The sequence below is a fragment of the Arthrobacter sp. KN11-1C genome, from assembly GCF_052180225.1.
Classification (GTDB): domain Bacteria; phylum Actinomycetota; class Actinomycetes; order Actinomycetales; family Micrococcaceae; genus Arthrobacter.
The window spans coordinates 4393539-4412050 of the sequence record NZ_CP197467.1 but is presented as its reverse complement, the minus strand read 5'-3'; the positions used below and the strand labels follow the sequence as shown (position 1 = coordinate 4412050).

Annotated in this window: 18 protein-coding genes and 1 tRNA gene; 12 read left to right on the top strand and 7 right to left on the bottom strand. The window is 64.5% G+C overall.

The annotated features are described in order from the left end of the window. Positions 1 to 39 precede the first annotated feature (39 nt). A complete protein-coding gene (pstB, locus tag ACSBOX_RS20680) occupies positions 40 to 819 on the top strand; it encodes a phosphate ABC transporter ATP-binding protein PstB (protein WP_078106948.1) in 780 nt (259 codons plus the stop codon). A gap of 155 nt (positions 820 to 974) precedes the next feature. Here pstB and ACSBOX_RS20675 read toward each other — a convergent pair whose 3' ends face one another. From ACSBOX_RS20675 to ACSBOX_RS20665, 3 genes are all read right to left on the bottom strand, one after another. Next, positions 975 to 1988 (bottom strand): anion permease, encoded by a 1014-nt coding sequence (locus tag ACSBOX_RS20675; protein ID WP_442544138.1) that lies wholly within the window; start codon positions 1986 to 1988, stop codon positions 975 to 977. 1 nt (position 1989) lies between these two features. After that, positions 1990 to 2607 carry a DUF47 domain-containing protein gene (locus ACSBOX_RS20670; RefSeq protein ID WP_078106946.1) on the bottom strand — a complete coding sequence of 206 codons (618 nt, stop codon included), beginning with the start codon at positions 2605 to 2607 and terminating at the stop codon, positions 1990 to 1992. Positions 2608 to 2845: 238 nt separating this feature from the next. Next, positions 2846 to 3505: a hypothetical protein gene (locus ACSBOX_RS20665; RefSeq protein ID WP_078106945.1), complete on the bottom strand. Its 660-nt coding sequence runs from the start codon at positions 3503 to 3505 to the stop codon at positions 2846 to 2848. Positions 3506 to 3840: 335 nt separating this feature from the next. Between ACSBOX_RS20665 and ACSBOX_RS20660 the strand changes: the two genes are divergently transcribed. Continuing rightward, positions 3841 to 3913 (top strand) — tRNA-Lys (locus ACSBOX_RS20660). Between the two features lie 53 nt (positions 3914 to 3966). Here ACSBOX_RS20660 and ACSBOX_RS20655 read toward each other — a convergent pair. Continuing rightward, the gene (locus ACSBOX_RS20655) at positions 3967 to 5358 is read right to left on the bottom strand and encodes a CoA transferase (protein WP_442544137.1); all 1392 of its coding nucleotides are present in this window, start codon (positions 5356 to 5358) and stop codon (positions 3967 to 3969) included. Between the two features lie 96 nt (positions 5359 to 5454). Here ACSBOX_RS20655 and ACSBOX_RS20650 point away from each other — a divergent pair, with 96 nt between their 5' ends. The 9 genes from ACSBOX_RS20650 to ACSBOX_RS20610 all read left to right on the top strand — a co-directional run bounded on the left by ACSBOX_RS20650 (position 5455) and on the right by ACSBOX_RS20610 (position 12724). After that, complete coding sequence (locus ACSBOX_RS20650) at positions 5455 to 6063, top strand: DedA family protein (protein WP_442544136.1); 609 nt, start codon at positions 5455 to 5457, stop codon at positions 6061 to 6063. Between the two features lie 204 nt (positions 6064 to 6267). Further along, on the top strand, positions 6268 to 6570 hold the full coding sequence (locus ACSBOX_RS20645) for an urease subunit gamma (protein WP_078106942.1): 303 nt from the start codon (positions 6268 to 6270) through the stop codon (positions 6568 to 6570). Positions 6571 to 6579: 9 nt separating this feature from the next. Continuing rightward, positions 6580 to 6984, top strand: a complete 405-nt coding sequence (locus ACSBOX_RS20640; RefSeq protein ID WP_442544135.1) for an urease subunit beta — start codon at positions 6580 to 6582, stop codon at positions 6982 to 6984. After that, positions 6981 to 8726: an urease subunit alpha gene (gene ureC / locus ACSBOX_RS20635; RefSeq protein ID WP_442544134.1), complete on the top strand. Its 1746-nt coding sequence runs from the start codon at positions 6981 to 6983 to the stop codon at positions 8724 to 8726. The genes ACSBOX_RS20640 and ureC overlap by 4 nt, the downstream gene beginning before the upstream one ends. Positions 8727 to 8744: 18 nt before the next feature. Next, a complete protein-coding gene (gene ureE, locus ACSBOX_RS20630; protein WP_442544133.1) occupies positions 8745 to 9224 on the top strand; it encodes an urease accessory protein UreE in 480 nt (159 codons plus the stop codon). A 165-nt stretch (positions 9225 to 9389) separates the two neighbouring features. Next, on the top strand, positions 9390 to 10061 hold the full coding sequence (locus ACSBOX_RS20625) for an urease accessory protein UreF (RefSeq protein WP_442544132.1): 672 nt from the start codon (positions 9390 to 9392) through the stop codon (positions 10059 to 10061). 16 nt (positions 10062 to 10077) lie between these two features. Then, on the top strand, positions 10078 to 10695 hold the full coding sequence (gene ureG / locus ACSBOX_RS20620; RefSeq protein WP_442544131.1) for an urease accessory protein UreG: 618 nt from the start codon (positions 10078 to 10080) through the stop codon (positions 10693 to 10695). Continuing rightward, complete coding sequence (locus ACSBOX_RS20615) at positions 10692 to 11681, top strand: urease accessory protein UreD (protein WP_442544130.1); 990 nt, start codon at positions 10692 to 10694, stop codon at positions 11679 to 11681. Before ureG ends, ACSBOX_RS20615 begins: the two co-directional genes overlap by 4 nt. Then, entirely contained in the window at positions 11681 to 12724 is a 1044-nt protein-coding gene (locus ACSBOX_RS20610) for a HoxN/HupN/NixA family nickel/cobalt transporter (protein WP_442544129.1), read from the top strand. The genes ACSBOX_RS20615 and ACSBOX_RS20610 overlap by 1 nt, the downstream gene beginning before the upstream one ends. Before the next feature lie 171 nt (positions 12725 to 12895). Here the strand turns inward: ACSBOX_RS20610 and ACSBOX_RS20605 are convergent, their stop codons facing one another. Beyond that, the gene (locus ACSBOX_RS20605) at positions 12896 to 13924 is read right to left on the bottom strand and encodes a PHP domain-containing protein (protein ID WP_442544128.1); all 1029 of its coding nucleotides are present in this window, start codon (positions 13922 to 13924) and stop codon (positions 12896 to 12898) included. Positions 13925 to 14334: 410 nt separating this feature from the next. Between ACSBOX_RS20605 and malQ the strand changes: the two genes are divergently transcribed. Continuing rightward, entirely contained in the window at positions 14335 to 16473 is a 2139-nt protein-coding gene (gene malQ, locus ACSBOX_RS20600; RefSeq protein ID WP_442546080.1) for a 4-alpha-glucanotransferase, read from the top strand. A 116-nt stretch (positions 16474 to 16589) separates the two neighbouring features. Here malQ and ACSBOX_RS20595 read toward each other — a convergent pair whose 3' ends face one another. Then, entirely contained in the window at positions 16590 to 17660 is a 1071-nt protein-coding gene (locus ACSBOX_RS20595; protein WP_442544127.1) for a lactonase family protein, read from the bottom strand. A gap of 7 nt (positions 17661 to 17667) precedes the next feature. Next, positions 17668 to 18498: an aldo/keto reductase gene (locus ACSBOX_RS20590; RefSeq protein ID WP_442544126.1), complete on the bottom strand. Its 831-nt coding sequence runs from the start codon at positions 18496 to 18498 to the stop codon at positions 17668 to 17670. Between the last annotated feature and the right edge of the window lie 14 nt (positions 18499 to 18512).

Here is an 18512-nt window from a genome sequence, read left to right as displayed (position 1 = left end):
CCACACGCACACTTCCAACCACAGCACCGAAGGAACACCATGTCTAAGCGGATCGACGTCAAGGATCTGAACGTCTACTACGGCAGCTTCCTGGCTGTTGAAGGCGTCAACATCAACATTGAAGCCAAATCGGTGACGGCATTCATCGGCCCGTCCGGTTGTGGAAAGTCCACCTTCCTGCGCACCCTCAACCGCATGCACGAGGTACTGCCCGGGGCACGCGTCGAAGGTGAAGTCCTGCTCGACGGCGACAACCTCTACGGCCCCGGAGTGGACCCCGTGACGGTCCGCACCCAGGTTGGCATGGTCTTCCAGCGGCCCAACCCTTTCCCGACCATGTCCATCCGTGACAACGTGCTGGCCGGCGTGAAGCTGAACAACAGGAAGATCAGCAAGGGCGCGGCCGACGCGCTCGTGGAGAAGTCCCTGCGCGGCGCCAACCTGTGGAACGAGGTCAAGGACCGCCTCGAGAAGCCAGGCTCCGGCCTCTCCGGCGGCCAGCAGCAGCGGCTCTGCATCGCCCGTGCGATCGCCGTGGAACCGCAGGTCATCCTCATGGACGAGCCCTGCTCCGCGCTGGACCCCATCTCCACTTTGGCCGTCGAAGACCTCATCAACGAGCTCAAGGACGAATACACCGTGGTAATCGTGACGCACAACATGCAGCAGGCTGCACGTGTTTCCGACAAGACGGCGTTCTTCAACATCGCCGGCACCGGGAAGCCGGGCAAGCTCATCGAGTTCGCGGACACCACCACCATCTTCAACAACCCGTCCCAGAAGGCCACGGAAGACTACGTCTCCGGCCGGTTCGGATAGTCCCCAGCGCTACCCATCGATTGCTGAGCAACTGCCGTTTTGGATGTCCAAAACGGCAGTTTTGGAGCAATCGATGCGAAAAGCCCGACGGCGACGGTCACCTTCCGAGGTGACTGCCGGCGTCGGGCTTTTGCGTGCCTGGACGACCCCTCAAGTCAGTGCGAAAGCGGCGAGAGCGCCAGCCCGACGACGAACGCCACCGCGGCGGTAACGATCGGCGTCGCGACCCAGAAGCCCAGGATGCGCAGCACCATCCGGCGGTTGGTGACCGAGAAGTTCTGGTTGGTTCCTGCGCCAAGCACTGCCGACGTGACCGTATGCGTGGTGGAAAGCGGCAAGTGGAATCCGATGGCGCCGACGAACAACATCAGCGAGGTCAGGCTCTGGGCTATGAATCCCCGCATGGGGTCTACCCTCGTGAGCTTGTAGCCCAGGGTGTACGAGATGCGCCAGCCGCCACAAAGCGTTCCCGCCGTGAGCATGACAGCCGTCAGCAGGATGACCCAGATCGGGAGGTCGTTGGGGTCGGACACCCCGGCCGCAACGGCGCCCAACAGGATCACCGCTACGGATCTCTGCCCATCCTGCAGTCCGTGGCCGAAAGCGACGGCAGCGGCCGAGACGGACTGTGCATGGCGGAAGCGGCTATGCACCACGTCGGGCTGGGTGTAACGCGCGGCCCACGTGACAGGCCACACGAGCAGGTAGGCGCCGAGGAAGGCAATCACGGGGGACAGCAGCAGCGGCAGGACCACTTGTGCCAGCAGGATACTGTCTGCCCCGTTGATGGAGCTGCCTCCCATCACGGCGCTTGCGGCTCCTGCGCCCACCAGGCCTCCCACCAAAGCATGGGTTGACGAGAGCGGCACACCGCGCCACCAAGCGTAGATTCCCCAAAGGATGGCACTGCACAGCCCTGCGGTGAGCACAGTCAGGCCGCTCATTCCCGAGGGGAGGACCACCCACGACTGGCTGAAAATCATTGCGAAGCCGCCGCTGAGCAGCACGCCGGCAAAGTTGAAGACAGCCGCCAACACGACGGCAACGGACGGAGTGAGTGCACGCGTCCGCACGGAGAGCGCGACGGCGGTGGAGACGTCGCGGAAGCCGTTCAGGAATGCGAAGCCAGCCGCCAGCACCACCACAAGGGCGAAGAACGCGACCGCCACCTCATGCTTCCTTGACGATGATGCTGCCTACCTGGGTAGCGACCCGGCGCATGTCCTTGGTGACGTCCACCAGTTGGTTGGCTACGTCGCGGTTCCTGGAAAACTGGGTGGACTTCATGTCGCGGAGCATCTCGGCCACCCAGGTCCTGTGGCTGCGCTCCGCACGCTTCGCCAGCCGCAGGACCTCGATCCAGTAGTCCTCGAGTTCGTCCAGATCGTCCAGCTGGCGCATGGCATCGACCGTGAGTTCCGCCTGGCGGCTGATGATCTCCAACTGGTCCGCCGCGCGCTTGGGCACCCGGTCCAGTTTGTAAAGGGCTACGAGCTCACCCGCGGCATCCAGCTTTTCCATGGCCTCGTTGAGGAAACGGGAAAGCGCATACATGTCTTCGCGGGGGAGCGGGTTCACGAAACTCGTGCGCATATGGGTCAGGAGGGCGAAATGCAGATCCGTGGATTTCGCCTCGTGCTCGTGCATCTCCTCCACAAGCCGTTCGTGCTCCGCGACAGGGGCACCGAAGATCTCAGAAAGCGTCCCGGTTGCCTCAAGAATCTGTCGGGCCATTTGCGACAACAACTGCAAACCGGCGGGTTCTTGAGGGAAGAGACGCAGCTTCATTTGGCTTCCGGTAGGCGGGAGGGATGGGGATGGGGCGGCGTCTTCGCCGAAGGGCATAAAAATGGTGCCGAACCGGATACGCCTCTCGGCGGTAGGCCGCTCGAAGCGGCTATAAGTTGAAGCCCGGGGGTTTCGCGGTTCGACACCAGTTTCAGTTTTCTACGTCGTCCGAGCTAAGTCAACATTGACAGCTGGCGGTCGGGGTGGTTGTGACGGCCCGTCGCCCTTATATTTCACGTCAGTCCAGCTCGCCGAGGCGCCATGCATTGGCCGCATGCTCGAGATCTTCCGCGGTTTTCACGAGCTGGTGGGAGTTCCGGGTCAGCTTGCTTGCATGGCCTTCGTTGGAATGCTCGGCGCTATCCGCCAGCGTGGCTTGGCCGAGCGCGACGACGCGGCAAAACGCGGCTGAGCGTTCCAGCGCGACGTCGAAATCGCCGTCGAACGCTCCCGAAAGGATGGCATCCGCCATCTGCTTCATCTCGTCGGCTCCCGGCGGCTCGGCGGCCCCCGCCACAACGTGCGACACCTGGGCGGTGTCCCGGCCGGCCTTGAAGTACACGGAAATGCGCTCGGAGTTCTGCATGGTGGCCGCGCGCAACGCATAGAGCCGCCACAAGGCGCCGGGCAAGGACCGGGCGGGACTCTCGGCCCACATTTCGGCGATGGCTTCGAGGCCTTGCTCGTCGGCGAGCTTCACGAGGCGCCTGGTGATCTTGGGATCATCACTGTCCCTGCCTCGGCGCACGAGGGCCTGGGCGGCAAGGTGCGCGGCTTCGGACACCCGCGCGGGGTCCGCTCCACCGGCAAAGGGCTCGAAGTCAACCGGCGCGAAGGGTTTCGGCTTGTGGTGCCTATTTGCTCCGCCGTACACAGGAGGTCCCGATTGTTCGCTCATGCCCCAACGCTACTCCTGTGTTTTCGCTCGTGCACTCTTGACTGAAGCCTGTTGCGTCCTCCCCACTTTTGAATCCGCCGGGGCGCCGACACGCCGTTGTGGCCGGGTGTCGTCGTTGGGGGTGGGGTCAAAAGTGGGGAGAACGCTACGGGAGCCGGTGCGGGGCGTTCCTTCCTGACCTTCTTTGAATCCGTAGCTGCCGCGACACGCCGTTCCTGCCGCGCGCCGTGGTCGGGGTTTGGTTCAAAAGAGGTCAGGACGGCGCGGGTGCGGCCCGTGTCAAAACGGCCTTGAGCTTGAGGTACAGTATTTATGGCTGTTTCTACAGTCGGCAGGGGCCTTTAGCTCAGTTGGTAGAGCATCGGACTTTTAATCCGTGGGTCGTGGGTTCGATCCCCACAGGGCCCACCCAGATACCCCCGGAACCGCGCGGTTCCGGGGGTTTACTTGTGCCAGGCGAACTACGGCGTCGCCCACGTGGCCGGGTGGCGGCCGAGAGGTCCGGCCTGCTGCGACCAGCGCGCGGGGACGCCGTCGATGCGTCCTGGAAGAGGCACACGTTGCGCCGGCCCCCAGTCAGTGGTGGTTGCGGTCAGGGTGAAGTCCTTCGGAGCAGCTATGGCCAGGTGGTCGCTCGGCGGGGTCAGCGAGTACAGCAGGTTGGCCGTGCCGATGAGTGAGCCCTGGATGCGGGCCGTCACCGAGTGCGTGAAGTGCCGGGTCAAGGCACGGGCGACGGCCGCGCCCAAAAGCCAGCCGGTCGCGTGGTCGAGCGCCTGGACGGGAAGCGGGGTCGGCTCGGCTTGGCCCGCGGCGGTCGCTCCGTCGTAAGCAATCCCGCAGCTCATCTGGACCAGGCTGTCGAACCCGCGGCGATTGCGCCACGGGCCATTCCAGCCGTACGCGTCCAGGCTGGCGATGATCAGGCCGGGGTTCACGGCGATCAGGGACGCGTCGTCGTAGCCCAAACGTTTCAGGGCGTCGGCCCGCAGTCCCGACACGAGCACATCGGCACCCGCGAGCAGTTCCTCGAATATCGCGCGGTCGCTTGGGGCAGTGAGATCCAACGCGGCGGTACGTTTGCCGAGCGTCGTCTCAGGCAGCAACGAGGGCACCTCGTCAAAGCCCGGCGGGTCGATCCGCAGCACGTCGGCACCGTAACCGGCGAGGAACTTGGTGCACACGGGTCCTGCGATTACCCGCGTCAGGTCCAGCACGCGCACCCCGTCGAAGGGCGGTTGCCCGACGGCGTTCGGCGTCCCGGAGCCCGATGAGGGGCGTTCGACGACGGTCATCGGCAGCGCGTCCGCCGTCGCCATCCCCGGAGCCGAAGCGAGCCATTGCCCGCGGTTGTGCATGACGGCGGCGCATCCGCCCGCCTCCACGATCGCCGTCTCCAATTCTTCGGCGCGCAACCCTGCCACCGCGGCCTGAACTGTGTCGCGGTCATGGGCGCCCAGTACGCGCTCGACGGCGGCGCGGTGGCTCGCGTAGTTGGTGTGGAGCCGGATCCAGGCGTCGGCCGCGCGATAGTTGCCGGCGATGGGGTCCCACAACGGTGGCCGGGTCCAACCGATCGGGGCGAACAGCCTCTCGGACGCGAACGCCGCGCAGGACTCCCGGCTGTCCACCGTCACCGCCCGCGGCCCTGACTGGCGGCGGGCTGCGAGGAACTGCTCAGCGGCCAATGTCGCGACGGCGACCGCCCCCGTCGCGAGTCCTGTCACGTCGAACGCGGATGGAAGGACCGTTCGTGGTCCCGTCGTAGTTAATTGCGTGGCGGACCAATCCGCATCATCGGCGCCGATTGCGTGCCACATCCGGGAGGCCGCATCGGCGAAGCTGTCGTTCACACTCACCATTCTTGACGGGCCAACACGAAACGAGCAATGGCAGCCCGATCCAACGCCTCCTGCCCAAGTAGGCGTTCAACTGCCAGACTGTTCCTCATGCAAGCGCTTTTGGACGGACTCCTACACACCAGCCCGGTCGTGATCGCGTGCATCGTTTTTGCCCTCGTGTTCGCTGAGGATGCGATCTTTGTGGGCTTTGTGATCCCCGGTGAAACGGCGGCGGTGGTCGGCGGCGTGATCGCAAGCCGGGGGCTCTTCGAATTGTGGGCCATGATCCTCATTGTGGTGACTGCCGCGATCACGGGAGACACCGTGGGCTACGAGATAGGCAAGCACCTCGGCCCGCGGGTGATGGCCCTGAAAATCCTGGACAAAAGACGCACCCAACTGCAGAAGGCCGAAGACTTCCTCAAGGACAAAGGCGGCGTGGCGGTGCTCCTGGGCAGGTTTACCGCCTTCTTTCGTGCCGTCATGCCCGCGCTTGCAGGACTCAGCCGCATGCCCTACCGGCGCTTCGCGTTCTGGAACTTCAGCGGCGGCATTATCTGGGGGTCCTTGTTCGTGACGCTCGGCTATGTGGCCGGAAATTCGTACGAAGAAGTGGCGCGCGTGGTGGGCCGGGGTGCTGCGGCTGTGGTGGCGGTCATCGTGGTGGCGATCCTGCTTGTGTGGCAGCTCAGGAAGCACCGCGCCAAGAAGGCGTGATGCCGAAGAAGCGCGGAAACCCCGCCGAAACCTCAGGGCTTTAGGCTGGTCACAATTCGTTTGGGAGGGGTGGTGAAAGGTCGAACTGGATATGTCTGACGTTTGGCGTTATAACCGTAGTAGCTGCCCCGACGTCCTCGGCTTTATCTGAGCCTCGAGTGATCTGATGTCCGCTTCTGCAGCACAGAACTTTTAGGAGAACCGATGCATCTTTTGCCCCGTGAGCAGGAAAAGCTCATGATCGTGGTGGCGGCCGACCTCGCCCGCCGCCGGCAATCCCGCGGCCTGAAGCTCAACTTCCCCGAAGCCGTGGCGATCATCAGCTACGAACTGATCGAGGGCGCCCGCGACGGCAAGACCGTTGCCGAACTGATGAGTTACGGGACCACCCTGCTTCGTCGCGAGGATGTCATGGAGGGAGTGCCCGAGATGATCCATGACGTCCAGATCGAGGCCACTTTCCCTGACGGCACCAAGCTCGTCACCGTTCACGATCCGATCCGATAGGAGGCCAACATGATTCCCGGTGAATACCGTCTCCAATCGGAGCCCATTGCTTGCAACAGCGGACGCGAGGCAATCGCCGTCGAAGTCGTCAACCGTGGCGACCGTCCCGTCCAGGTGGGTTCGCATTACCACTTTGCCGAATCGAACCCCGCGCTCGATTTCGACCGTGAAGCTGCCTATGGCCGCCGCCTGGACATCCCCGCGGGAACGGCCGCGCGCTTCGAACCGGGCGATTCCAAGACCGTCAGACTCGTGGCCCTTGCGGGCAGCCGCGAAGTCTACGGGCTGCGGAACGCCGTCAATGGTCCCCTTGACGCGGACGCCGGAAAGAACGACGGCGGTGCTGCCGCCTCCACCGAAGGGCCCGCTGCCACCGAAGGACCCGGGGCCAGCAAGGAAGGGACAGCCCAATGAGCTTCGAAATTTCGCGCAAGCAGTACGCAGACCTCTACGGCCCGACGACGGGCGACTCCGTCCGCCTGGCGGATACCGAACTTTTCCTTGAGATCGAGAAGGACTACACGGTCTACGGCGAAGAGGTCATGTTCGGCGGCGGCAAAGTGGTCCGCGACGGCATGGGGCAGAACGGCCAAGTGACCCGGGATGAGGACGTCCCGGACACCGTCATTTCGAACGTGGTGGTCCTCGACTACACCGGAATCTACAAGGCCGACGTGGCGCTTAAAGACGGCCACATTTTCAAGATCGGCAAGGCCGGCAATCCCCAGATCGCCGACGGCGTGGACATCGTGATCGGGGCCAGCACCGAGATGATCGCCGGAGAGGGCAAGATCCTCACCGCGGGCGGAGTGGACACCCATATCCACTACATTTCACCGGACCAAGTCCCCACGGCCCTGTGCAGCGGCATCACGACCATGGTCGGCGGTGGCACGGGGCCCGCAGAAGGCACCAAGGCCACCACCATTACTCCCGGCAAATGGCATATTTCACGGATGCTGCAAGCCGCGGAAGGACTGCCGATCAATATCGGCCTTTTCGGCAAGGGGCACGCCTCTGCAATCGAGCCGCTGGCCGAGCAGATCCGCGCGGGCGCAGTGGGCCTGAAAGTCCATGAGGACTGGGGTGCGACGACGTCGTCGATCGACATGTCCCTGCGCGTAGCCGACGAATACGACGTCCAGGTAGCCATCCACACGGACACGCTCAACGAGTGCGGATTCGTGGAGGACACCATCAAGGCCATCGACGGCCGCGTGATCCACACTTTCCACACCGAAGGCGCGGGCGGCGGGCACGCCCCGGACATCATCAAGATCGCCGGATTGCCGAACGTGCTCCCGGCATCCACCAACCCGACGCTCCCATACACGCGGAACACCATCGAAGAGCACCTGGACATGCTCATGGTTTGCCACCACCTCAACCCGGACATCCCGGAAGACGTGGCGTTCGCCGATTCCCGCATCCGGGCCGAAACCATCGCCGCCGAAGATGTGCTCCAGGACCTGGGCATCTTCTCCATGACCTCCTCGGATTCCCAGGCCATGGGCCGTGTGGGCGAAGTCGTCATCCGCACGTGGCAGGTGGCCGACGCCATGAAGCGGCAGCGGGGCGTCCTCAAGGACGCGTCAGGTGCAAGCCACGGCGCTCCGAACGGCTTGGGCGAGGAAAGCGACAACTTCAGGATCAAGCGCTACATCTCCAAATACACCATCAACCCCGCGATTGCGCAGGGCATGGCGGACTCCATTGGCTCCGTGGAAGTGGGCAAGTTCGCCGACCTCGTTCTTTGGAATCCAGCCTTCTTCGGTGTGAAGCCGGAGCTGGTCCTCAAAGGCGGGCAGATTGCCTACGCGCTCATGGGCGATTCCAACGGCTCCATCCCCACTCCGCAGCCACGCACCATGCGCCCGATGTTCGCCACCCACGGCAAGGCGTTGCAGCAGTCCTCGATCACCTTCCTGTCGAAGGCCGCCATCGACGCCGGCGTCCCGGAAGAGCTTGGCCTCGAACGCGTCATCCGGCCCGTGTCCGGTATCCGGAACTTGCGCAAAGCGAACCTGAAGTTCAACGGCGAGACGCCCGATATCGCCGTCGACCCCGAAACCTACAAAGTGACGGTCGACGGCGAAGACGTCACCTGTGAGCCTTCCGACGTGCTGCCCATGGCCCAGCGCTACTTCCTTTTCTAGATCGCCGGAGGAGAACACATGATCATCGAAAAGATCCTCGGCAACCTGCACGAACTGCCCGACCCCGAACAGTACTCAGGCCACCACAAGGAGAAGGTCGTCCTACCCAGCGCCCAACTGGTCAAACGCATCCAGCGCGTCACCACGGACCACGGGAAAGAACTCGGCATCCGCCTCCCGGCCGGATCCGGCGACCTGCGCGACGGCGACATCCTCGCCGTCGAGGACGCGAACCTGATCGTGGTATCCGTGCTGCCGAGCGACGTCCTGGTCATCGCCCCACGCAGCATCCACGAAATGGGCGTAGTGGCGCACTCCCTCGGCAACCGGCACCTGCAGGCGCAGTTCTTCGACGGCGACTCCGAGTATGGGGCCGAAGTCATGGTGTGCCAGTACGACCACACGGTCGAGGACTACCTCAAACACGTCGGTGTGCCTTACGAACGCCAGGAACGCGTCATGCCGGTGCCTTTTCGCCATGCTGAACATACGCACTGAGCCTGTCCCTGCGCGGCGCTATCCGCGCGAGGTGTCGCGTTCGGTCGCCTTTGCTTCGGCAGGTGATAGGGGCCGTGCCCGCTTCGCGGTGCCCGCCACGCCGCGGCCCCTATCACCTGCCTCCGCCTTGTACGTCACCACAGCCGCGCTCGTGCGAGGCACCTCATGAACGCGGCTTATCAGCTCGCGCTTCAGCAATTGACTGACTCTGCGTTGCCTACCGGGGCGTTTGCTCATTCTTTGGGGTTTGAGACGTATATCGAGCGGGGGGTCGTGGCTGATGAGGGGAGTTTTGGGGTTTGGCTGGCTGCGTTTGTGGGGCAGCAGTTGACCTATTCCGATGGGTTGGCCATTCGGTTCCTGTATGACGGGGTGGGTGTGGGGGAGCTGGATGCTCATTTGAGTGCCCAGCTCTTGCCTCGGCAGTTGCGGGAGGCCAGTACCAAAATGGGCGGGCGGCTGATCGAGATCGGGACCGAAGTCTTTCCCTCGGCCGAGCTGGAGGCGTACCGGACTCTGGTGACCACCGGCCGGGCTGCCGGTCATCAGCCGCTCGCGTTCGCCGTCGTCGCGCGCTCGCTCGGGGTGCCGTTCGAAGAAGCGCTGGCCGCGTACCTTTTCGCGGCCGTCACCTCCCTGACGCAGAACGCCGTGCGCGCCATCCCGCTCGGCCAGAACTCCGGACAGCGGCTGCTGCGCAAAGCGCACGACGACGTCGCTGCCGCCGTCGAACATGTCCAGCACCTCAGCTGGGACGACTTCGGAGCCGTCAGCCCCGGCCTGGAAATTTCGCAGATGCGGCACGAATGGCAACGTGCGCGCATGTTCATGAGCTAGAACCATAGGAGGACACATGTCTGAACCCATCAAGATCGGCATCGGCGGACCGGTAGGTGCCGGCAAAACGCAGCTCGTGGAGCGCCTGACCCGTCACATGAGCCGGGAAATCTCCATGGCCGCCATCACCAACGACATCTACACGATCGAAGACGCCAAAATCCTCGCGGCCAACGGCATCCTGCCCGAAGACCGCATCATCGGCGTCGAAACCGGCGGCTGCCCGCACACTGCCATCCGCGAAGACACCTCCATGAACACGGCGGCCATCGAGGAACTCAAGAAGCGGCACCCCGACCTGCAGGTCATCTTCGTCGAATCCGGCGGCGACAACCTCTCCGCGACGTTCAGCCCCGAGCTCGTGGACTTCTCGATCTACATCATCGATGTCGCCCAAGGGGAGAAAATCCCCCGCAAAGCCGGCCAAGGCATGATCAAGTCGGACCTCTTCATCATCAACAAGACCGACCTCGCCCCATTCGTCGGCGCAGACCTGTCAGTCATGGAACGGGACTCCAAGGAATTCCGCGGCGACAGGCCCTTCTGCTTCACCAACCTGAAGACCGACGAAGGGCTCGACAAGGTCATCGCATGGATGCGGCACGATGTCCTGATGCTCGACCTGGCCCAATGAGTGGGCCTGTCAGCGCCACGGCGGCTGAGTCGCTGGGCTCGCTTGCAGGCGCTACTTGCGGCGCTTCGCCAGATATAGAGGGCCGTGCCCGCTTCGCGGTGCCCGCCACGCCGCGGCCCTCTATATCCGGCTCCGCTGCTGCTGTTGCCTCACCTCGGGGTCACCTTGCGCTCGTCGTGGGGAAGCGTGCTGGGCGGTCCGTGGCCGTGCAGCAGTTTCATCAGGGTGCCTTGCGGGTTTTGAGGCCGCATTACTTGGATGAGAGCGGGCAGGTTTGTTATGTCATGGTCAATCCGGGCGGGGCGTATTTGGGGGCGGATCTCTACGTTGTGGAGGTGGAGGTCGAGGCGGGGGCTTCGTTGCTTTTGACGACTCAGTCGGCGACGAAGATCTATCGGACTCCGAGCTCGTTTGCCGAGCAGCGGATGACCATCCGGCTGGGGGAGGGCGCGGAGCTGGAGTTGGCTCCCGACCAGGTCATCGCCTACCGGGAGGCCAGCTATCGGCAGGACACGCACATTACTGTGCATCCGACGTCGAGCCTCATCATGGCGGAAGTCATCACTCCCGGCTGGTCGCCGGACGGCGCTTCTTTCAAGTACCGGGAACTGCGGCTCCGGAACGAGATCCAGGTGGAGGGCGACGACGGCGCGGAGCTACTGGCGCTCGACAACCTCCTGATCCGGCCGCCCCTGGGCGATGTGACGGGGATGGGCTTCATGGAGGGGTACAGCCACTTGGGTTCGCTGGTTGTAGTGGATCCGCGGGTTGACCAGGCGCTCGCCGATGAACTGCATCGGTTGACCGCAGGGTATGACGCGTACTCTGGCTTGTCCCTGAGTCGAAGCCTCGCGGGCACAACGGGCCTGGTCTTGCGGTCTCTCTCGAACAGCACCGAGGAACTGAATCGATTGCTGGGCGCCTGTACCGTCCTTTTGCGCGAACGCTGGTACGGCAGGGCCCCGCTGAACCTCAGGAAGTACTGATGACCTCACTCGCGGAACTCGCCTCGATGTACCGCCGGCGTGAGCATCTCCCGATGAAATCGCGCCTCGCGTTCATGTTCGGCTCGGTCGTCCTCCTGCACCTTGCCGCCGTCGTGCTCTTGTTGGTGGGTGGCGCCGGTGGCGGGCAGCCGCTGGCGCTGGGCCTTGTGCTGACGGCCTATGTGGCCGGTATCAAGCACAGCTACGACTGGGACCACATCGCCGCGATCGACAATTCCACCCGAAAATTCGTCGCTCAGCGCAAGGACCCCGTGAGCGTCGGCTTCGCCTTCAGCCTGGGCCACAGTTCCGTCGTAATCCTGGCGGGTGTGATGGTGGTCGGCGGCGCCAGCCTGGTGGGCCAGCTTATGGAGGACGGCACCACCGGGCACCTCGTGCTGGGGCTCGTCGGCAGCGGTGTCTCCGGGATCTTCCTCCTGGCCATGGGCATCTTCAATGGGTCGGCGTTCCTCCGTACGATGCAGCTGTACCGCGCCGCCCAGGCCGGTGGCGCGATCGCCGTCGACGACCTCGAAACCAAAGGGTTCATCGCGCGGCTCCTGGCCAAACCGCTATCCAAGGTCCAGCGTCCGCGGAACATCTACGTGATCGGGTTCTTGTTCGGCCTCGGATTCGACACCGCCACCACCATTGGGCTGCTGGTGCTTACGACGGCGGCGTCGCTCGCGGGAGTGTCCGTTCTTGCCCTCCTAGCCTTGCCGCTCGCTTTCACCGCGGCAATGACCCTCTGCGATTCCGTCAACGGCGTCGCCATGATGCGCATGTACAAGTCCGCTATCCATGATCCCCAGCGCAAGCTTGGATTCAACGCCATCGTTACCGGCATCTCGGCTTTCTCGGCGCTCTTCATCTCGGTCATCACGCTGGGTAGCTTCCTCAACGCGGCCTTCGGGTTGCGCGATCCGGTCACCACCTGGCTGGGCGACATAGATCTCGGCGACGCCGGGCTGGCGCTGATTGCGCTGTTCGCCGTCGTATGGGCGGTCGCGGCCCTGCGGTTCCGCGCGGCGCGGCGCCGCTGAGGGTTCGGCGCCGCTGCTGATGGTTTTGGCCTGGGCGCCGCAAGGCAACCCGGACGCTCGCTCACATATACCGGGAAACCTGACGACGCTCGCTCACCTTTGAGGCACTTTTGACGAACGCTCCTGCATCTATGTGACCCGGCGGGCCGCCGGCGAGGGTTGGCGAGTGTGCTACTGCTTGGACTGTAACCATTCCAAGAGACGATCCAACGGCCACGTCGTGATGATGCGATCCGCGGGCACACCGTTGGCTTCTGCCCGCTCCGCGCCGTATTGCAGGAAATCCAGCTGGCCGGGGGCGTGGGCGTCACTGTCGATGCTGAAGAGGCAGCCGGCGTCGAGGGCGATCTGAATCAGTTCGTCCGGCGGGTCCTGGCGTTCGGGCCGCGAATTGATCTCGACGGCGACTGAGTGTTCCGCGCACGACGCGAATACCTTTTCGGCGTCGAACTCCGATGGGGGCCGGGTTCCGCGCGATCCCTTGACCAAGCGGCCGGTGCAGTGCCCGAGGACATTCGTGTACGGGTTTTCGATGGCGGTGAGCATGCGCCGGGTCATGGGCCGTTTGTCGGACCTGAGCTTCGAGTGGACACTGGCCACCACGACGTCCAGTTGGCCGAGCAGTTCAGCGGACTGGTCCAGTTCGCCGTCTTCTAGAATGTCCACTTCGATGCCGGCCAATAATCGGAACCCAGACTCCTGGCCGTACCGCTCGTTGATCCCGTCGACAACGGTGAGTTGCTCCATCAAACGCGCCGGGCTGAGCCCGTTGGCGATCGTGAGGTTGGGGGAGTGATCGGTCAGGGCAAGATATTCCCGGCCGAGTATACGAGCCGCGTCGGCCATGACCTCGATCGGCGAGCCGCCGTCCGACCAGTTGCTGTGGCTGTGCAGATCGCCCCGGAGCTCGGCGTTCAGCGTGTGCCCGCCGCCGGCCAAGGGTTCGGCGCCGCGACGGCGGAGGTTCTCAAGGTAGTCGGGAACAGCGCCGCTCAGGGCCTGGCTGATCACCTCGAAGGTCCGGCTGCCGATTCCCTTGGTCCGCTTGAGGCGGCCATCCTTGACCCGGGCAGCCAGTTCCTCTTGGCTCAGACCGGCGATGACGTCCGCGGCCCGGCGGAACGCCTGAACCTTGAAGCTGTCCGCGAGTTCCCGTTCCAGCCAGAAGGCGGTTTCGTTGAGCGCGTCGATGGCGTCCATGGCTCAATCATGTACCACGACGCGCCGATACGTATGTGAGCGAGCGTTTTCGGTTTGGGCGGTTGTTTGTGAGCGAGGGTTCGGACCTCCCGACGCCCGCTCACGTATGTGGGTGTTTCGACCGACGCTCGCTCACGTATGGGGGTGTTTCGGCCGACGCTCGCTCACGTTTATGGGTGTTTTGACCGACGCTCGCTCACATCATGTGAGCGAGCGTCAGGGTTGGGGGCGTCATCCAGTCGGAATTACTGGGACGGCCCGCACCGCCCTGCAATAATCGGAACCAGTTGCCTCGCTCGAGTTGCACGCGGGGCGGTATGCACCTTCGGACGAATCACATCGCAGACGAGGCGGACATGACCAACACCCCCATCCAGCAGGACACCGAGCCCGCGGCGATGCCACCCGCTATGAACGACGCCATTGACCAGGACCTGCTTCACCGGCTTGCTGATGCTCATGGTGTCGGGACGTCGTTCCATGGCTGGGATGGGTTGCAACACGACGTTTCGCCCACCACGTTGATCCAGGTACTGGGCGCCCTCGGGGTCGCTGCCCATTCCAACGAGCAGATCGAGGCTGCCCTCGTGGACGCGGAAGTGGCGCCGTGGCGGCGGATGCTGCCGCCCGCCGTCGTCGTCCAAGAGGGAACGACGGCGGCTGTGCACGTCCACGTCCGCGACGGTTCGCCGGCCCGCCTGACGATATCGCTCGAGGACGGAACGGAACGTGCCGCCATCCAACAGGAAGACTGGGCTCCGCCGCGCGACGTGGACGGACTGCCCACAGGCCGTGCCACGTTTGAGGTGCCCGCCGGGTTGCCGCTCGGCTGGCACTCGCTCACGGCCGAGTCCGACGGCGTGACGGCCAACGCTGCGCTCGCCGTGGTTCCAGCAACGTTGCAGACGGCAGCGCAGCTCGAGGAACGGCGGGGCTGGGGACTCGCCACGCAGCTGTACTCGGTGCGCTCGAAGCGCTCATGGGGTATCGGGGATTTCGCGGACTTGGCCGATTTGGCATCGTTGGCAGGGGCGCGCGGGGCCGACTACATCCTGGTCAACCCGCTGCATGCCGCAGATCCGGTGCCTCCCGTTCAAGCGTCGCCGTATTCTCCATCCACCAGACGATTCTTCAACCCCCTCTACATCCGGGTGGAATCCATTCCCGAGTTGGCATATGTAAAGCCTCGCAAGCGCGCAACGGTGGACCGGCTTTTGGATGATGTCCACGCGCTCAACAAGGACGCGGAGCGGCTGGACCGGGACCAGATCTTCGCCGCGAAGCTCGCTGCCCTGGAACTCCTTCACACGGTCAAACTTTCTCCGGCCCGGCAGCGGGCCTTCGAGGAGTTCTGCCGTGAGTCCGGCGCGGGCCTGGACGATTTCGCCCTTTGGTGCGCTATCCGTGAGGACCGGTCGCCGGACGATCCTTTCTGGCAGGACCCCGAGGCCACCCTTGGTTCGCCCGAGGTTGAGTCGCTGCGTCAGGCCTTGGCTGATCGGATTGGTTTCCACCGCTGGCTCCAGTGGATCTGCGATGAGCAGCTCGAGTCGGCCCAGGCCGCGGCGAAGCGTTCAGGGATGAGGCTGGGCGTGGTGCACGATCTCGCTGTCGGGGCGGACCTGAGCAGCGCCGATGCGTGGACCCTGCGCAGCAGCTTCGCGCCGGGCGTGAGCGTCGGCGCACCGCCGGACATGTACAACCAGCTGGGCCAGAACTGGAACCAGCCGCCGTGGCACCCGGTCCGTTTGGCTGAGGCAGGCTACGCGCCCTTGCGCGCGATGCTCTCAACCGTCCTCCGCCATGCCGGTGGAATCCGCGTGGACCACATCCTGGGGCTGTTCCGCTTGTGGTGGGTTCCCGCCGGCAACTCCGCCCGCGACGGCGCCTACGTCCGCTACGACCACGAGGCCCTCGTCGGTATCCTCGCTTTGGAAGCGCATCGCGCAGGCGCGGTGGTCATCGGCGAAGACTTGGGTGTTTTCGAGCCCTGGGTGCGGGACTACCTTGCGGCACGCGGCATCCTGGGCACGTCGATCCTCTGGTTCGAGTACGACGGCGACTCGCCCCTCCCGCCCGAACGTTACCGAACGCGGGCCCTCGCCAGCGTCAACACCCACGACCTCCCGCCGACTGCCGGGTATCTCGCCGGCGACCACGTGGAACTCCGGAACCAACTGGGCTTGCTTGAACGAACCGTGGCCGAGGAACGGGCCGAGCACGAGGCCGGCTTGGACAAGATGATGGGGTTGCTGCAGGAAAAGGGCCTCTTGCCGGCCGACGGAAAAGCGCTTGGCGAGGAGCAGGTCATTGAGGCGCTGCACCGCCTGCTCGCTCTCGCGCCCTCGGTCCTCTTGGGCGTTGCGTTAGTGGACGCCGTAGGGGAGCGGAGGGTGCAGAACCAGCCGGGAACGACGTCGGAGGTCTACCCCAACTGGCAAGTACCGCTCGCCGACGACCACGGCCGCGCGGTACTCATTGATGACCTTGATGCCAACCCGCGGTTCAACTCCCTGCTGGCGGCCGTGGACGAGGCTGTGCGGGGATAGCCCTCCCACGACGCTCGCTCACCTTTGGGCCTTTTCCCTTGAACGCTCGCTCACTTTGATGAGCGAGGGTTCCCGATTTTGGCCGGATTTGTGAGCGAGCGTCGCTGTTTTGCCCCTCAGGGGGCTATAACCAAAGCGGTGGGTGAACCTACGCTCAGTTGCTCGCGGACGTCGCCCGGGATGCCGGTGGAAGGGTCCAATGCGAACGTGGTGACTTGGTTGGAACGCTCGTGCGCCACATGGAGCCAGCCGTCGCGGACCAGGTGGTGTCGGGGCCAGTCACCACCACTGGGCACGTCCGCCAAGGGCCTGAGCCGGGTTCCGCTGCCTTCGACGGCGAGTACCGAGATCCGGTTCGAGCCGCGGATGCCCGTGTAGACGAAGCGATTGTCCGGGGACAGTGCGATTTCCGCTGCTGCGTCGCCGTCCGCGGCTCCACCCGCCGTCGCAGGACCGCGACGGTGGAGCGCAAAGCGGCCATCCCCGCCGGGCAAGAGCACTGCCACCTCGATGGAATATTCGGTCAGGACGAACACGGCGTCGGCGGAGGGGTGCTGGACCAAGTGCCGCGGACCGCTGCCCATGGGGAGGGCCACTTCGTGATCCTTGAGCAGGCCGCTGTCCGGGAAGTAGTTCCATACCCGCACAAGGTCGAATCCGAGATCGGTGGTCATGATCCGGCCGTCCTCAAGCATGAGGCTTGCGTGGGCGCGGCTCACCCGGGGCCCGCCCGTGGCGATGTCGATGCCGCCGTCGACGCCGGCGTACGGGTCCTTCGCCGCCGGCGCGGCAAAGCGCGAGGTGATGCCGCCGTCGTCGTCGAGCCCGTACAGCAGCACGTTGCCGTCGCCCCAACAGTTGACCACGATGAAACGGGCGGAAGGGTCGACCGCGACGTGGCAAGCCGCAGCTCCGGCAGGCCAAGCGTCGCCCAGAGGCTCGAGGCCGAACAGCCCGGTCCGCCGGTACGCCCGGACCGTCTGCGCGGTCTCGGCCACCGCGTAGACCACCGGGAGGGTGGGGTGGACGGCAAGGAACGACGGCGACGGTGCTTCGATGACGGTGCCCAGCCAACTCAGGCTGCCATCTTCACGCGCGGCAATTGCCCCGATTCCCTTTCCATTCCCGTCGCCGTCCGCGGTATATGCGCCCGCCCAGATGAGCGTTCCGTCGATGTTCTCTGCCATGCCGTCCTCAGTGTCCCTGTACGTCCGAGTCAACACCGGCATCGGCACCCGCGTCCAAAGTGGCGATCGCGGACAAGTCGTCGTGGTCCAAACTGAAGTCGAAAACGTCCAGGTTTTCCTTCATGCGCAGCGGATTGGCGGACTTCGGGATCGCCACAAGTCCCTCCTGGACGTGCCAGCGCAACACCACCTGGCCGGGAGTCTTCCCGTGTTTCTTCCCGATCGCGGCCAACACCGGGGCATTCAGGAGATCTCGGCCGGCCCCCAACGGACTGTACGACTCCGTGGCGATGCCATGGTTGCCGTTGAACGCGCGCTCATCGATCCGGGTGATGGACGGCGAGATCTGGATCTGGTTGACGGCCGGCACCACCGAGGTTTCCTCGAGGAGCCGCTCGAGGTGCGAGGGCTTGAAGTTGGACACGCCGATCGAGCGCACCTTCCCCTCAGCCTGGAGCCGCTCGAAAGTCTCCCACGTGGACACGAATTCATTCCGTTGGGGAAGCGGCCAATGGATCAACAAGAGGTCCACGTAGTCCAGCCCGAGCCGCTTGAGGGATCCCTCGAGCCCCTCGACGGCGCGATCGCGGCCCTGGTGGGTGCCGTCCAGTTTGGTGGTGATGAACAGTTCCTCCCGCGGCACCCCGCAGTCACGCACGCCCTGCCCGACGCCGGCCTCGTTACCGTAGCGGTACGCCGTGTCGACGTGCCGGTAGCCAAGCTCGACGGCGGACACCACCGCCGTGGCGACCTGGGCGTCGTCGAGCGGCCAGGTTCCGAGGCCGATCTGCGGAATGGCATTGCCGTCATTGAGCCTGACGGTCGGAGCAAGTGCCATGTTCCTGTCCTTTC

Coding starts and splice junctions, on each gene's coding strand:
- ACSBOX_RS20595 (WP_442544127.1), bottom strand. CDS start 17,660: ATGGCAGAGAACATCGACGGAACGCTCATCTGGGCGGGCGCATATACC.
- ACSBOX_RS20645 (WP_078106942.1), top strand. CDS start 6,268: ATGCATCTTTTGCCCCGTGAGCAGGAAAAGCTCATGATCGTGGTGGCG.
- ACSBOX_RS20590 (WP_442544126.1), bottom strand. CDS start 18,498: ATGGCACTTGCTCCGACCGTCAGGCTCAATGACGGCAATGCCATTCCG.
- ACSBOX_RS20605 (WP_442544128.1), bottom strand. CDS start 13,924: ATGGACGCCATCGACGCGCTCAACGAAACCGCCTTCTGGCTGGAACGG.
- ACSBOX_RS20615 (WP_442544130.1), top strand. CDS start 10,692: ATGAGTGGGCCTGTCAGCGCCACGGCGGCTGAGTCGCTGGGCTCGCTT.
- ACSBOX_RS20640 (WP_442544135.1), top strand. CDS start 6,580: ATGATTCCCGGTGAATACCGTCTCCAATCGGAGCCCATTGCTTGCAAC.
- ureC (WP_442544134.1), top strand. CDS start 6,981: ATGAGCTTCGAAATTTCGCGCAAGCAGTACGCAGACCTCTACGGCCCG.
- ACSBOX_RS20670 (WP_078106946.1), bottom strand. CDS start 2,607: ATGAAGCTGCGTCTCTTCCCTCAAGAACCCGCCGGTTTGCAGTTGTTG.
- ACSBOX_RS20665 (WP_078106945.1), bottom strand. CDS start 3,505: ATGAGCGAACAATCGGGACCTCCTGTGTACGGCGGAGCAAATAGGCAC.
- ACSBOX_RS20625 (WP_442544132.1), top strand. CDS start 9,390: ATGAACGCGGCTTATCAGCTCGCGCTTCAGCAATTGACTGACTCTGCG.
- ACSBOX_RS20650 (WP_442544136.1), top strand. CDS start 5,455: ATGCAAGCGCTTTTGGACGGACTCCTACACACCAGCCCGGTCGTGATC.
- ureE (WP_442544133.1), top strand. CDS start 8,745: ATGATCATCGAAAAGATCCTCGGCAACCTGCACGAACTGCCCGACCCC.
- ACSBOX_RS20610 (WP_442544129.1), top strand. CDS start 11,681: ATGACCTCACTCGCGGAACTCGCCTCGATGTACCGCCGGCGTGAGCAT.
- malQ (WP_442546080.1), top strand. CDS start 14,335: ATGAACGACGCCATTGACCAGGACCTGCTTCACCGGCTTGCTGATGCT.
- ureG (WP_442544131.1), top strand. CDS start 10,078: ATGTCTGAACCCATCAAGATCGGCATCGGCGGACCGGTAGGTGCCGGC.
- pstB (WP_078106948.1), top strand. CDS start 40: ATGTCTAAGCGGATCGACGTCAAGGATCTGAACGTCTACTACGGCAGC.